The sequence below is a fragment of the Acinetobacter sichuanensis genome (assembly GCF_003024515.2).
Classification (GTDB): domain Bacteria; phylum Pseudomonadota; class Gammaproteobacteria; order Pseudomonadales; family Moraxellaceae; genus Acinetobacter; species Acinetobacter sichuanensis.
Genome location: NZ_PYIX02000010.1, coordinates 1 through 14,429, shown reverse-complemented (window position 1 = coordinate 14,429; position 14,429 = coordinate 1). Strand labels below are relative to the sequence as shown.

13 protein-coding genes and 1 tRNA gene are annotated in these 14,429 nt (G+C 35.1%); 3 read left to right on the top strand and 11 right to left on the bottom strand.

The genetic code is table 11. The features are described from left to right. Positions 1-90 precede the first annotated feature (90 nt). Positions 91-219, top strand: coding sequence for a KGW motif small protein (locus C9E89_RS24025; RefSeq protein WP_265935922.1), 129 nt, complete (start codon positions 91-93; stop codon positions 217-219). A gap of 96 nt (positions 220-315) precedes the next feature. Here the strand turns inward: C9E89_RS24025 and C9E89_RS08185 are convergent, their stop codons facing one another. From C9E89_RS08185 to C9E89_RS08155, 7 genes are all read right to left on the bottom strand, one after another. Continuing rightward, on the bottom strand, positions 316-1,113 hold the full coding sequence (locus C9E89_RS08185) for a hypothetical protein (protein WP_107007758.1): 798 nt from the start codon (positions 1,111-1,113) through the stop codon (positions 316-318). Between the two features lie 27 nt (positions 1,114-1,140). Continuing rightward, positions 1,141-1,866 carry a hypothetical protein gene (locus tag C9E89_RS08180; RefSeq protein ID WP_107007757.1) on the bottom strand — a complete coding sequence of 242 codons (726 nt, stop codon included), beginning with the start codon at positions 1,864-1,866 and terminating at the stop codon, positions 1,141-1,143. A gap of 321 nt (positions 1,867-2,187) precedes the next feature. Then, positions 2,188-3,477 (bottom strand): glutamate/aspartate:proton symporter GltP, encoded by a 1,290-nt coding sequence (gene gltP, locus C9E89_RS08175; protein ID WP_107007756.1) that lies wholly within the window; start codon positions 3,475-3,477, stop codon positions 2,188-2,190. A gap of 279 nt (positions 3,478-3,756) precedes the next feature. Continuing rightward, positions 3,757-4,866: an ABC transporter permease gene (locus C9E89_RS08170; RefSeq protein WP_107007755.1), complete on the bottom strand. Its 1,110-nt coding sequence runs from the start codon at positions 4,864-4,866 to the stop codon at positions 3,757-3,759. Continuing rightward, the gene (locus tag C9E89_RS08165) at positions 4,863-5,996 is read right to left on the bottom strand and encodes an ABC transporter permease (RefSeq protein ID WP_107007852.1); all 1,134 of its coding nucleotides are present in this window, start codon (positions 5,994-5,996) and stop codon (positions 4,863-4,865) included. Before C9E89_RS08165 ends, C9E89_RS08170 begins: the two co-directional genes overlap by 4 nt. A 2-nt stretch (positions 5,997-5,998) precedes the next feature. Further along, positions 5,999-7,114, bottom strand: a complete 1,116-nt coding sequence (locus C9E89_RS08160) for an HlyD family secretion protein (protein ID WP_107007754.1) — start codon at positions 7,112-7,114, stop codon at positions 5,999-6,001. Positions 7,115-7,127: 13 nt separating this feature from the next. Further along, positions 7,128-8,621: a TolC family protein gene (locus C9E89_RS08155; protein ID WP_107007753.1), complete on the bottom strand. Its 1,494-nt coding sequence runs from the start codon at positions 8,619-8,621 to the stop codon at positions 7,128-7,130. A gap of 374 nt (positions 8,622-8,995) precedes the next feature. Here C9E89_RS08155 and serC point away from each other — a divergent pair, with 374 nt between their 5' ends. Then, positions 8,996-10,075 (top strand): 3-phosphoserine/phosphohydroxythreonine transaminase, encoded by a 1,080-nt coding sequence (gene serC, locus C9E89_RS08150; RefSeq protein WP_107007752.1) that lies wholly within the window; start codon positions 8,996-8,998, stop codon positions 10,073-10,075. A gap of 78 nt (positions 10,076-10,153) precedes the next feature. Here serC and C9E89_RS23265 read toward each other — a convergent pair whose 3' ends face one another. The 4 genes from C9E89_RS23265 to C9E89_RS08135 form a co-directional block, all read right to left on the bottom strand. After that, complete coding sequence (locus C9E89_RS23265; RefSeq protein ID WP_171405100.1) at positions 10,154-10,297, bottom strand: hypothetical protein; 144 nt, start codon at positions 10,295-10,297, stop codon at positions 10,154-10,156. Between the two features lie 487 nt (positions 10,298-10,784). After that, positions 10,785-11,717, bottom strand: coding sequence for a hypothetical protein (locus C9E89_RS08145; protein ID WP_107007751.1), 933 nt, complete (start codon positions 11,715-11,717; stop codon positions 10,785-10,787). 185 nt (positions 11,718-11,902) lie between these two features. After that, positions 11,903-11,978: transfer RNA gene (locus C9E89_RS08140), tRNA-Glu, on the bottom strand. Between the two features lie 199 nt (positions 11,979-12,177). Next, complete coding sequence (locus C9E89_RS08135; RefSeq protein WP_107007851.1) at positions 12,178-13,608, bottom strand: amino acid permease; 1,431 nt, start codon at positions 13,606-13,608, stop codon at positions 12,178-12,180. Between the two features lie 265 nt (positions 13,609-13,873). Between C9E89_RS08135 and C9E89_RS08130 the strand changes: the two genes are divergently transcribed. Continuing rightward, entirely contained in the window at positions 13,874-14,350 is a 477-nt protein-coding gene (locus C9E89_RS08130) for a YaiI/YqxD family protein (protein WP_107007750.1), read from the top strand. Positions 14,351-14,429: the final 79 nt, after the last annotated feature.

The following is a 14,429-nucleotide window of genomic DNA, read 5'->3' as shown; positions in this document are numbered from 1 at the left end:
TTATTTTTTGCTTCATTTAAATTGTTCTTATACAGAAAGATTTTTGCTCCAAAACGTATCAATTCAGTGAAGAATGAATGAGGTGCCAAAATGATTAAAACAGTCAATTATCAAAGTATAGATCGGGTTGCACTACGTCAAAAAGGATGGATGTGGTTTGGAGTGATTATTGCATTACAAATTGTGTTTTTAGCTTTGAATTATTTGATCAAAATTTAGTGGAAAAATCACTTCAGTAAAACCACTGCAAATCATTTGTACACTACAAAAGTGGTGGTTTTTTACTGCTAAAAGCAGGATTGGAATCAGTGGAAATTAATTGATATACACATTTTTTGCACTATAAGCCCCTTGGAAACTGGTTAAAGGAGTCTTGAAATATTGCTGAATTTTACTTTGCAAATCACCTGAATTTTCATAACCATAAAAATAAGGAATATCGCTACCCAGACAAAATGAACATGTTGTCGCTTCATAAAAATTTGAATAGGTTTTGGTTGAGCTTGAAAGTCGAGGCACAATGTCAGACGCGTGATAACCTGAAATATAAACTAGCTTTAAATTTTGGGTATTGCCTTGAATGACCCATTTCACAGGGTCATAAGAGGTTAAAATAAGAGAAACTTTTCGATGACTATTAATATGAACAGTCACGGTATCTTCAACATTCTTTTTTTCAGCTCGATAAGCATAATGCCAACAGTCACTCGCAACTTTACTTGAATGTGGGTTATTCGCTTGGCTTTCACATTCTGTTTTGCGTTGTCGTTGTTCAGTTTGAGTATATTCACGTGCATTGGATTCATATACTCCTACATAATGTAATTCTGAGTCTGCAATAATATCCTTAAAATTGATGAGAGACTTTTTCTCAGTTGCTTGGTTTTGATTGATCGAGATCGGTGCATTTGAAGCAGTGTGGGTGGTATTTGTAGTCGAAAATGATTCATCTCGCTCAGATGTGGGTGTACGAACATTTATTTGTCTTGCAGTATTTACTGTTTCAAGTTGTGATGTCGTGATTTCATTTGTAATAGGTTTTTGCTCAGTTTGAATAAGTGCCAAGACCAAAACAATCCAGAAAAAATGAACAAAAATCCAATTTTTAAACATAAATATTCTCAGTTATCTATTTTATTTTTAAGTGTCTTGTTGAGCAGAAAGCTCTTGTCCAACTTTAAAAAATACAGGAGGCTTTAATTTTTGTTTTAAAAATTCTCCATGCATTGCCAATCGGTCAAAATCATTTTGAAAGATATATTGGCTGATTTCTAAAAGCTCATGATGAATCAAGTCTAATTGCTGCTCCATCAATTCATTTGGACTATATTCATGATTCATTTTTCGATCTAAAAATAAGACAGGTAGTTCTTGGTAATTGTGTATGGTTGGTTCTAAGTAGTTATTAATAATTTTTTGAATGTTTAATATTTCATTTTTTGTTGCTTGATCTGGTGAGCGCTTAAATTTTTGAACCAATACAATGATTAGGGCATGAATGTCTTGAAACTTTGTATTGGCTTGAGCTGTGAATAAATCATGAACTTGAAACTGAAGTTTTAAAAAATCATTGAGTAATTTTTGTTCAGGTGAAATACTTTCTTGTGTTATAGATTTTACTAAACGTGTAGGTTGTGGCGTGATATTTTTGGCTGGGGTAGTAGGTCTGTAAATGGGTTGAGTATGTAATTGCTGTAACACAAAATAAATGAGACGACCAAGTGCATAGCCTAAAACAGAGCAACCAAACCAACCTAGCGGCATAATATTAACGAAAGCCAGCAGACAAAAAATGATCGCACCATAACAACCAAACAAATGGTCAGCAGTTTTCCAGTAGGGAAGGTGTGAATTTTCTTGTTTCATTGTTCTTTAATGATGGTTTATTTTACTTTAGAGTTTAAACAATATGGCGTTATTTTGCACTGATTAGATTTAAAAAATGATGATGATATAACTAGGATAAGATAATGAAAAAATGTATTTTATTGGATATTTTAATGATAGAGCAGAGGAGATGTTTTCCTGTTTATAAAAGCCTGAGTTTTAGGTAAATGTAGTTAATGAATAGAGTGAAGCAGTGGAAAATGTACAAAAGATTGCACTTAAAAAATCTATTCTTTGACTCATCCAAACCCTCATATTAAAAAAACCACCCGAAGGTGGTTCTAATTTAGATCTTAAAAATTAATGCGTTGCATCAAAATTATAAGTTTTTTGTTTTTCAGTATCGAACTGACCTTCCCATTTACTAATGACAAGAACAGCCAAGGCATTACCGATCACATTTAAGACAGTACGTGCCATATCTAAAATACGGTCAATACCTGCAATAAATGCTAAGCCTTCAAGCGGAATACCTACACTACCTAAAGTTGCCAGTAAGACCACGAAAGAAACACCTGGTACACCTGCGATCCCTTTAGATGTGATCATTAAGGTCAAGACCAAAACAACCTGTTGAGTAATGGTTAAGTCGATACCATAAAGCTGTGCAATAAAGATCGCTGCAATACTTTGATAGAGCGTTGAACCATCTAAGTTAAATGAATAACCAATTGGCACAACAAAACTGGTGATTGATTTAGGCGCACCATAAGCTTCCATTTTTTCCATCATACGTGGTAAAACGGTTTCAGAGCTTGCAGTTGAATAGGCAAGAATCAATTCATCTTTTAAAATTTTGATAATTGTCCAAATGCTGAATCCACAGAATTTTGCCACAAAACCAAGCACAATAAAGATAAAGAAGAAGATTGCACCGTAAACAAGTACAGCCAGTTTAATTAATGGTACAAGTGAACTGAAACCAAAGTTAGCAACCGTTGCAGCAATCAAACCGAATACACCAAAAGGTGCAAACATCATGATCATATGTGTTACTTTGAACATAGTTTCAGAAACAGCTTTCAACACATCAATCAAAGGTTGTTTGGTTTCTTTAGCGAGTGAACCTAAGCCAATACCGAATATCACAGCAAAGAAAATAATCGGCAACATATGCCCATCATTCATTGCAGTAAAAATATTGGATGGAATTAATGATAAAACAGTATTCACTAATCCATGTGCTTGATGGCTAACTTCTTGTGTGGTTTGTTGATACTGTGAAATGTCAGTCGTTGTTAACTTTGACATATCAATACCAGCACCTGGCTGGAATACATTTGCAGCAACTAAACCAACGATAATGGCAATAGTCGTAATGACTTCAAAATAAACAATCGTTTTGAAGCCAAGTTTACCAACACTTTTGCTGTCTCCAGCATTGGCAATCCCTAAGATAAGCATTGACAGCACAAGAGGAATAACAATCATCTTGATAAGATTGATAAAAATCTTACCTAATGGTTGTAAAAAGTTGGCAACGATATCATCACGGAATTCGGGAGAGTTGTGTAGAAACGCCCCCACGAGAATACCTAAGAAGAGCGCAATAACAATTTGCCAAGCGAGGCTAATTTTCATTTTCTTCATGCTGAGCCCTTAAAATTCAGATTTTGGCGAAATCGAAAACTTGAGAAAATGAACGTCAGAAATCCCCCACGACTAAATATGTGGGAGTCGTGAAATGGGAGATTTAAAATATTCGGAGTATTTCGAAAATACTTTATTTTGCGCTTATTTAAAATCTTGTTCTAATTTTTTTCTGTAAACTGTGTTCTGATTGGATAAAAATAATGCAGTTTTATTTAATAATCCAATCTTATAGTTAAGTTTAATTAATTTCATAAATAATAGTTCATTAATTGATTCTTATTTTTTATGTGAAACATATGCTAAACGGTAATAAGCCCAAACCATCACAATGCCCGTAAAAGTGGCTAAATAAATTAATTTTGGCACAATGATTGAGCTGGGAACGCCCATTTGATTGAGCTGTATAAATAAATTGATACCGTGAGTTGATGGAAATAACTGAGCAAAATATTGCATCCAACTAGGCATTGCTTGTAAGGGCCAAGCTGCGCCTGAAAGTAAAAATAATGGAATCGAGGTAAATACAATTAAGTGTCCTGCGCGTTCAGAAATATCTAAATAACTTGCGAGTAACATACCTATTGCGATTGTACTACTGACAAATATGGGTACTGCGATTAACATCCCCCAGAAATTACCACCACGTGGATAGTCATTGAACCAAAATATAAATCCAAATAAATAATAACAACCTAGGCAACCAATGGTGAGGGCAGCAAGATAAATTGCAAAAAATTCGGTTACAGAGCTTTGCCATTTTTTTTCTCGATAAGCTGCAATCAACATACATAAACCCAAAACAATCGTCTGATGAATGATTAAAGGTGCAACGGCAGGAAAAATATAACTGCCATAGCCAGAGAGTGGATTAAAAAGAGGAGTTTGATGAATAGGTATGGCTATTTTAAAGTGAGAGATATTGCCAAATTTTTCGGTGTATTCAGCAAGGCTATTTTCAATTGCACTGGCAAGCCCAAGCCCAACTTGTTTGGTTCGTAAAAAATAAGCTGCACTTAAATACAGTCCTATGCCGCCAACTTCGCCACGAGCAAGGCTACTTGAGAGATTATGTGGAAGTAATAAAATACTATCAACTTTTTGTTGTTGTACACGACGTTTGGCATATTCAAAATCTGAGGTGATTTCGATAATATCAATATGTGGACTTTTACTGGCTTGTTGAATCAGCATTTGTGTCACAGCGCTTTGTTCTTCATCTACAATAATAATAGGTAAATGCTCAGCCGTTTGTGCTTGATAAGCAACAGGATAAAAAAAACTGTAGAAAAAGACAGATAAAATCATGGTTGTTAAAATAGAGGAATTTTTCGCAATATTTTTAAAAGTTTGAATATAGTATTTAAATAAATCACAGAGCCATTTCATAGACTTTTACTCCTGATAAGATGTTTATGGAGTAAAAAAGTGGATATTGCCAAGTAAAATACACAATAAATCAATAAAATCCCAAGCGGGATCAGTGAAATATAAAGTGGGCTTCCAACAACCCATTGTTCTGTTTGTAACTTTGCATAAGGTGTAAAAGGAATAATATTTGCCCAAAACTGAGTAAATATAGGCGCATTATTTAAAGGAAGAGTCACCCCTGCAAAACTAAGTGATGAGCCGCCATAAACTGCAATAAATCCAAAAGTTTTAGAAAGGTTTTTAGTGGCTAAAACCACAGTGCTACTGATCAATGCATATGCAGTAAATAGTAGGAATTGTCCCAGTAAGATGAGCCATAGTTGACCTGCAACAAACCAACCACGTATGACAATTAGCCAAAACATCCATAACCATGTCCAAAAACAAAAAATTAAAATATAAGTCAAATTTTTGGCAATTAAGGCTTTAAAAGCTGAGCGATGCCCAACCCATTCATTTGTTGTATGGTATTTCAGCTCTTGACCGACAGCAAAAGCCACACAACAACACAGCAATAAATGTAAAATTGCTGGAATCATGAAAGGTTCAAGATAAAACTCATAACTTAGGTTGGGGTTGAAAAGTGGTGAAATTTTGATATTGGCAGTTTCCAGATCAACATAAGGAATTTTGTTTTGTAAATGAGCATTTTTAGCAAAGTTGGCTATGGCTTCAACAGTAGATAACAACATTGCTGAAGAAATTGTATTACCAATACTAAAATAAGATTGATTATATGCAATACTGATCTGAGCGTCTTGTGCTTTGACTAAGCGCTGTTCTGCACCTGAAGGAATGTAAACATAGCCCCAAATTTTGGTTTGATTAATTAATTTTTCGACTTCAGTCGGGTTGTCTGTCACTAGATAAATAGAAACAGCAGTGTTATGACTTAAATATGTGGTTATATTTTGACTCAGTTCACCATGATCTTGATCAATAATTGCAATGGGCAAATGTTCAGCTTTACCTGTATAAAACATGCTACTGAATAAAATAATAATCAATAAGGGGGCAAGTGTGACTAAGCATAAATCCCATTTGTTATTTAATAAGTAGCGAAATTCTCTATATAGGATTGCCCACATAATCATTGGCTCTCTTTGAGTTTGAAAATTACACTCATACCTACTTTAAGATCAGTGATGGGTTGAACAGGGTGGAGTGTGACTTTAAAACTACGAATATCATAACCGCCAGTTTGACGAGTAGTCTTAATGGTTGCAAATTCACCTTCTGCTTCAATATTTCTGATGTTAAACATGAAAGTTTGATTGAGTGCAGGAATAAAGCCTTCTAAACTTTTGCTTTGATAGATCTGAGCATATTGATCTTCTCGGACATTCAAGCTCACCCATTTATCTTCATCTTGTAAAATACTGACTACAGGAACACCCATTGCAACCAACTCAGTCGCTTTACCATAAACTTTTGAAACTGTGCCATTGATTGGAGCATATAGCTTTGTTTCAGCTTCTAACGCATTTGCTTCTGCAACAGCAGCTTTAGCAATTTCAACCTGTGCATCTGCGCTAGATTTTTGTTGAGGAGTGCTACCACGTTGGGCGCGAGCATATTGTTGATAAGCCGCTTCAGTCATCTGCGTGGCTGAAAGTGCAGCAGCTTGCATTTGATCACGACGTTGTCTAGAAATAACGCCTTGTTGATATAAAACATCACCACGTTTAAATGTAATTTGTGCTAAATTTTCCTGTGCTTTTAAACTTTGCCAATTTGCATATAAAGTCGCAATATTTTCTTGTTGTGAACCACGTTCAGTTGTTGATTGTAAGGCAAGAGCCGATTGTAAAGTGGCTAATGCTTGTTGCTTTTTGGCTGCAATTTCAGGGCTGCTAAGGCGAATCATTAATTCACCGTTTTGAATTTTTTGTCCGTCATGCACTAAAATTTCTTCTATACGACTAGGTACTTTCGTACTGATATGAATCGTTTCAGCTTCTACACGACCTTGTATGTCAACAGTTTTGGGTTGATAGCTTTTCCATAAACCAAAAGCAATTAAGCCCAGTAATGCAATCAAAAGTATAAGCATTATCGTAATAATGACTTTTTTCTTTGCTATTGTTTGTGGTGCTGTGGGATGGCTAGGAGTATGTTGCTCAACTTGTGTATCGGTTGTTGTATCTAAATCAGCCAAATTTTGATCGGGTTTAGATGTCGATTGATGATCATTGTCTTGTGTCATTTTATACTCCATCTTAACGAATAAAGTCAGTATTTGACTGATTTATATAATTTTTGAATTGATCAATTGAGCCATGACTTTGTAGAAGCGTGGCAAGAGCCATCACATATTTATAAGCATTGAGCGCTTTTTCAGTTTTTAAGGCGCTGAGTTGATTTTGTGCATCAATCACTTGAGTGGCAGTTCCCATATCTTCTTTAAAAGATAGTGTTTGGATTCTTAAATTTTCCTGAGCAGCTAGTTCATTTTGTTGTAAAAGCTGATTTGACTGTTGCGCTGTGGTTAACTCGCTATAAGACTTATAAATGATATTTTCGATTTCTTGCTGGGTACGTGCTGTCATTAATTCAGTCGCTTGGCGTTGTAATTCGGCTGCTTGAATATTTTTATTTTTATCTATGCCTGAAAATAAATTGTAGCGAGCTGCAACACCAACAATCCAATTTTGATTTTGATCGAGGCTATATTCACCAAAAGCAAAGATATTTGGCTTTTTACTGGCACTTTGTAATTGCACATTTTGGTCAGCGAGTTGCGTATCCATTTGCATTTTTCGGACTAAATTTGAAGTTGTGGGATAGGAAGCGAGCAATTGATTCAGTGATTGGCTTTGCTGGCGATTGACGAATAATGGTGTGGTGAGCTGATCAATGGTTTGTTTATTCAATAGATTGTTGAATTGAAATTGACTAGATTGTAAGTTGGCTACAGCATTTTGATAACTACGTTGTGCATTGTTATTTACCACTTCAAACTGCATACGCTGTCCTTTGCTAATAAAGCCTTGTTTCTCAAGTTTTAAGGCATTTTGATAATGTTTTTGCATGGCAGTGACATTAAAAAGACTTGCTGCTAAAAGTTGTTGTTGTAACTGTACATTAAAATAAGCTTGAATAATTTCAAAGCGTTGAGCATCTTGTTGTTGTTTACTTTCTAAGTCATTACGTTCAGCTTTAAGATGAGTAAGCTGTTTAGTTGCGGACAATAGCCCACCTGTATAAATAGGCATCATCACAGAAACTGTAGGGCGAATAACGTCATCCTCTAATACAACGTTGGCGCTGTCGGGAATTAAACCGATCCCACTGTGAATGCCCTGACCTAACCCATCTTTAAGTGGGTCAGTCAGATCGGTTGGAATATTTTGTTGAGATTGCCATTGATCAACTCTTTCATTCATCCCTTGAGTGAGTGTTTGCTCTAAATTGTTTTTGATATTATTCAGTGGAAGATCAGTTTCTGTATGAAATTTATAAGCACGAATATTGAAATCAATACGAGGTAAGCCAATATATTTAACGGCATCTGCCTGCAATTTTGAGGCTTGGTTTAAGGCATCAGTTGCTTGAGCGCTATATGAGTTTTCCAGAAAATATTGTTCAGCTTGTAAATAACTGAGGTCTTGGGCAAAACTAGCATGAGAAAGGTAAGAAAATACACCCAATATCATCATTTTTTGTAAAGATAAAAAGAATGCTTTTCGATCATTTAATACTTTGGCTTGCATCAGAAAAACCGTCGATATTTATTATATTTAAGCATTCTAACCTGTATTTACTAGAATAAATAATCTAAAAGCGAACTGAAAAATGTGTGCATTTTGTAGTGAAATATTTTTTAAAAATATGAGAATAGGAACTTAAAATGGCACAATATTGTGATATTTTTTACCTTATAATAGGCAGGTAAAAAATTTATCCAAAAAAACTATTTATGGTTTGATTTTACTTTTGTATATAAACAATAAAACTTTCTTATTGAAAACTTGACTTTAAATTTGCAATTACATTGAAAGATTGACTGACAAAGCTGCTGCAAGACCTACAGATTTATGGTTAAATGCGCCTATTTCATTCGTTTCACTTCAATAAGGGAAAAATCATGCGCGCGTACAATTTCTGTGCTGGTCCTGCTGCATTACCTACTGCCGTTTTAGAAAAAGCTCAACAAGAGATGTTAGATTGGCAGGGTAAAGGCTTATCCATCATGGAAATGAGCCACCGTAGCAAAGATTATGTTGCTGTTGCTGAAAAAGCTGAAGCTGATCTTCGTAAATTGATGAACATTCCTGAGAACTACAAAGTATTGTTCTTACAAGGTGGTGCATCACTTCAGTTCTCTGCGATTCCTTTAAATCTTTTAGGTAAAAATCCTAAAGCTGATTATATTCATACAGGTATTTGGTCAGAAAAAGCGACTAAAGAAGCTCAGCGCTATGGCGAGATCAATATCATTGAAGCGGGCACCAAGATCGATGGGAAATTAGCAATTACAGATCAAAGCCAATGGAATTTATCTGATGATGCAGCTTATGTGCATTATGCAGATAACGAAACTATTGGCGGAATTCAATTTGCCAATATTCCTGAAACAGATAAACCTTTAGTTTCAGATTTTTCATCAAGCATTTTATCTGCACCTTTAGATGTTTCTAAATTTGGTTTGATTTATGCAGGTGCGCAAAAAAATATCGGTCCAGCAGGTTTAACATTGGTCATTGTTCGTGATGACTTGTTAGATCAAGCAAAACCTGAAATCCCAAGCCTATTAAAATATGGCGCGCAAGCGAAAAATGATTCTATGGTCAATACACCTGCAACTTATGCATGGTATTTGTCTGGTTTGGTTTTTGAATGGTTACTTGAACAAGGTGGCGTGGACGCAATGCATAAAGCCAATCTTGAAAAAGCTAAACTCCTTTATGGTTATATCGACTCAAGCGATTTTTATGCGAATCCGATTGCAACTGCAAACCGTTCAATCATGAATGTGCCATTTACTTTGGCAAATGCGGATTTGGATAAATTATTTTTGAAAGAAGCTGAAGAAAATCATTTATTAAATCTTGCAGGTCACCGTTCAGTAGGCGGTATGCGTGCAAGTATTTACAATGCTGTTCCATTAGCAGGCGTACAAGCATTAGTTAACTTTATGGATGACTTTGCTAAACGTAATGGTTAATTGATTCAAACTAATAAATAAAATAAAAACCCCTCATTGATGAGGGGTTTTTTTATTGCTTTTGATAATAAGATCAAATTATGGAAAAATGCCTAGAAAATGAATCATCATTGCAGCAAGAAACATACCTAGAATAAAAAAACAACATGCGCCTTTATCTAAACGAATATGGAATTGCTGTGAATTGATTAAGTTGGTTGATTGTTCAGGTATAATTTTCATCGCTGAGCCTAGATTTTAAATTATTGTTGAATCTGGTGGTCGGGGATATTTGTAACATAAAAAAATCAGCAAATAAAGCGCTTGTTCATATGAATGTCATAATCGAGCTAAAATCAGCTTTTAAATAAAAATAAGAGAGCTTATTTATTTTGCATTTTGTTATTTTTTAGGGTTAAAACTGCATAGATATCCAGTTAAATTTGATTGAAAAATATCAAAAGATCATTGAATAAAGAGATTAAATTAATTTTATAATTTTGAATTATATCAATTTATAGGATTAGATATATTATTGGTCATAGGGTGAGAAATATATAAACTTTAGCTTGTGGTCATAATATTTTTTTAGTTAAAAGCATTTACATAAAATAAACAATAATATTTATAATTGCAAAAGTGAAAATCTGCCCCAGTCTGAAATAAAATAAGCTGAATATTTTGTAATATTCAGCTTGGTACATATATAAAATTTAGATAATTTTAAATATTATGCTGGGCTTAAAGCATGAATATTGGCTTGAATCCAAATATTGCCACGAATATATTGTCCAATTTCAAAATCTTTATAAGCACTTTCTTTACTTGCAATACGAACTAAAATTGCGGGTTGATTTTCTTCTAAAATTAAAGTGACATCGTAGAGGGTATAGTTTTGTTGCATAAATTGCATATTGGTTTTACCAACGACTTTACCCTGAAACCATGCCTCGTCTTCTTGACCTAAAGTTTCTCCATATAAATAAGCCACCATTTTGGAGAAATCTACAGTAACAGGGGCTTTATCATCTTCAGATTTAGGTTCCCAAGCATCGATCTGTTCTTGTAAATTTTCAGGCGCAATGCCGTTATTTTTTGACAATATTTCATTTAAAGCACGATGGTGTTTAATTGAAGCTGGATCATCCACAATGATTTGTTCATGATCAGAAACTTTTTCAAGCTCATATGCCCATGCATTGAGTTGCACTTGATAGCTTTGATCACGTTGGTATTGAGCATGATTAACGCTATATAGGCTATCAAAGGCATAAATGGTGCTTTGTCCTAATTGCAGACGTAAAACAGCCTGAGTGTTGGTTTTACAGCGAATAATACGATCAATCTTAGCTTGAACAGAATAAGGGCTGTCAAAACTTGGGAAAGCTGTTTTCACGGCTTTGGGCTTATTATTTTCAACAGCAATAATCTGAGAAATTTGAATTTTCGCATCGCTTGGACCTTGAATAAGCCAAGTTGTTTCATCCATATCACATTCTTTGAGACACAGACCCATTGGCATTATTGGGGCATCCAAAGCAAGACCTAACCATTTAGGGACTTCAGAAGTTGGGTGCTCTGTTAATAAACTCCAATGTTCTACATGACTACCAAAATTTTGGTCATCAATAGTTATGATTTCAGGTCTGTTTTGATTGTTCATATCGATTATGTGAAAAGCTTATCTTATTCTATTAAATCGAGGGTGATTACCATTTTTCAAGGTTTAAAATGTAAATTTACCATTTAAAGCAGTTATTTATTTAGTTTTTGACATGAAAAAACCACCATAACTCATCTTAAGTTAAAGTGTGAAAATAAAATTGAATAATATAATATAGAAAAATATGGCGACCCTACGGGGATTCGAACCCCGGTTACCGCCGTGAAAGGGCGATGTCCTAGGCCTCTAGACGATAGGGTCGTTGTGAGGTGCCGCTATAATATGAATATTCAATAGATTTGTCAAAGCGATTTTGAGGGGAAATAGGTTTAAGTGTTGATTAAATCAGCAATAAGTTGAAAATAATTTAAAGTCGAAATGAAAATAGTTATTTTTTATACAAAACATGAACTTTCAAATAAAAAGGGCGAATATTTTATATACTCGCCCAAGTGTCCTTTTAATTTTTCTGATGATAAAGCCAATAATAACTGGCATAACAGGCTGCCATAAATAATAAACAACCAATAAAACCTGAGAGCATTTCGGGGTCAGCCGCCATACTTAAACCTGTAATGGTACAGGTGATGAAGCCTAAAATGGGTACAAGTGGATACCATGGTGTTCTAAATTTTAATTCAGCCAGAGAATGACCTTGCTTTAACCATGTTCTACGAAAATTAAATTGGCTCCAGCAGATGCTCATCCAGACGATGACCATGGTAAAAGCCGCAACACCAAGCAAATTTTTGAAAATAAAATCTGCACCAAATTGCTCAGAGAGTAAGCCCGGTAAACCACCAATCATGGTGACTAAAATTGCAATAACAGGGGTACCTGATTTAGTCAGTTTTGAAAATATTTTAGGAAGTTGTTTTTGAATTGACAATGCCCACATCATACGAGACGCAGCATATAAACCAGAGTTTGCTGTTGATAATAATGCAGTAATAATGACAAAGCGCATAATATCTTCAGCATAAGGAATACCGATTTGATTAAACACCGTTACAAAAGGGCTACTACTTAAGCCATGACCATGCCCAGCATTTAAACCTGCATCTTGATAAGGTAAAAGTGAACTGATGACAATAATCGTACCCACAAAGAAAATCATTAAACGCCATACAGCAGCATGAATGGCTTTGGGCACATTTTTCTCGGGATTTTCAGTTTCACCAGCCGCGATCCCGATCATCTCTGTACCATTAAAAGCAAAATTAACGATTAACATCGTGGCGAAAATAGGAAATAAGCCATTAGGTAACCAGCCATGTGATGTTAAATTACTAAATAATGGAGCTGATTCGTAGCCACCAAAAGAGATTACGCCAAAAATTGCTGCTAAGCCGACTAAAATAAAAATAGCGACAGTCGAAACTTTAATAAAAGACAGCCAAAACTCAGATTCAGCAAAAAAACGTGTTGAATATAAGTTGGAAAATAAGACTCCAGCAATAAAAATTAAAGTCCAAATCCAAATTGAAATGCTTGGAAACCATTCTTGCATGAGGAGCGCAGCGGCAGTGAATTCTGTACCTAGCGTTGCTGACCAACCTAACCAATACATCCATGACACCATATAACCAGTCCCAGGACCGATATTATTGGCAGCAAAAGCACCAAAGGAGCCTGTTACAGGTTGATTAACAGCTAATTCTCCCAAACATAGCATCACCATATAGGCGATGAGCCCTCCGATAATATATGAAACAACTGCCCCAAGAGGACCAGCCTGTGCAATCACAGACCCTGAACTTAAGAATAAACCTGTACCAATCGCACCACCTAATGACAACATAATCAAATGACGGCGAGACATGGCTCTTTTTAAAGAAATAGGTTTGCCTTCAGCATCAAGTTGCTGAGATGTGGGGGTGGGAGAATTCATCATGATTGTAAAGCGAGGTTTTTAAAAATGTATTCTAGGATAATTTGTGAAAATTCACAAAAAAGTAACATTGAAATGTTAATAAAACTTTGGAATGAATCAGTATTAAAATTTTTATAACGAGGAATAATTGGATTAAATTGCATAATATGAGAATTATGTAATTGTTTATTCCTATAATAAATCCTAAAAAAGCATTTTGTTATCATATTTCTTGAATGAAGTTTTGCTACAATCGCGCTAAGAGCATTTAGAGAGATATTTTGTGTTGTCATTTAAACTTTGGGTAGATGCCGATGCCTTACCTAAAATATTGCGTGAAGTGATTATTCGTGCTTCGGATCGTTATCAACTTGAAGTCACTTTTGTTGCGAATCAGCCCGTAGGTATCACACCTTCAGTCAGAATTAATTCTATTCAGGCTCTCAGCGGGGCAGATCAAGCTGACCAAGAAATCGTTGATCGTATGCAAGAACATGACATTGTGGTCACACAAGATATTCCTCTTGCAGCCCAAGTCATTGAAAAAGGTGGTGTGGCTATTCATCCACGCGGTGAAGTATATACATCCGAAAATGTTAAAGCACGTCTACATTTACGTGACTTTATGGATACCTTACGTGGCGCAGGTGTACAGACAGGAGGTCCACCGCCTATTTCTGAGCGTGATAAACGTGAATTTTCTAGTAGTTTGGATCAGACGATTTTAAAACAAAAGCGTAAAACAATGATTAAGGAGTAGGTAATTTCGATGCCATCGAAAAACAATATTATGATGACTTATATTTTATTGGTCTTCATATGGGCAAGTACGCCTTTAG

Excerpts from the sequence above, each read along its gene's own strand:
- gltP (WP_107007756.1), bottom strand. The coding sequence starts at position 3,477 with ATGAAGAAAATGAAAATTAGCCTCGCTTGGCAAATTGTTATTGCGCTC.
- C9E89_RS23265 (WP_171405100.1), bottom strand. The coding sequence starts at position 10,297 with ATGAAAATTATACCTGAACAATCAACCAACTTAATCAATTCACAGCAA.
- C9E89_RS08160 (WP_107007754.1), bottom strand. The coding sequence starts at position 7,114 with ATGACACAAGACAATGATCATCAATCGACATCTAAACCCGATCAAAAT.
- C9E89_RS24025 (WP_265935922.1), top strand. The coding sequence starts at position 91 with ATGATTAAAACAGTCAATTATCAAAGTATAGATCGGGTTGCACTACGT.
- C9E89_RS08165 (WP_107007852.1), bottom strand. The coding sequence starts at position 5,996 with ATGTGGGCAATCCTATATAGAGAATTTCGCTACTTATTAAATAACAAA.
- C9E89_RS08170 (WP_107007755.1), bottom strand. The coding sequence starts at position 4,866 with ATGAAATGGCTCTGTGATTTATTTAAATACTATATTCAAACTTTTAAA.
- C9E89_RS08155 (WP_107007753.1), bottom strand. The coding sequence starts at position 8,621 with ATGCAAGCCAAAGTATTAAATGATCGAAAAGCATTCTTTTTATCTTTA.
- C9E89_RS08180 (WP_107007757.1), bottom strand. The coding sequence starts at position 1,866 with ATGAAACAAGAAAATTCACACCTTCCCTACTGGAAAACTGCTGACCAT.
- C9E89_RS08145 (WP_107007751.1), bottom strand. The coding sequence starts at position 11,717 with ATGAACAATCAAAACAGACCTGAAATCATAACTATTGATGACCAAAAT.
- C9E89_RS08185 (WP_107007758.1), bottom strand. The coding sequence starts at position 1,113 with ATGTTTAAAAATTGGATTTTTGTTCATTTTTTCTGGATTGTTTTGGTC.
- serC (WP_107007752.1), top strand. The coding sequence starts at position 8,996 with ATGCGCGCGTACAATTTCTGTGCTGGTCCTGCTGCATTACCTACTGCC.
- C9E89_RS08135 (WP_107007851.1), bottom strand. The coding sequence starts at position 13,608 with ATGAATTCTCCCACCCCCACATCTCAGCAACTTGATGCTGAAGGCAAA.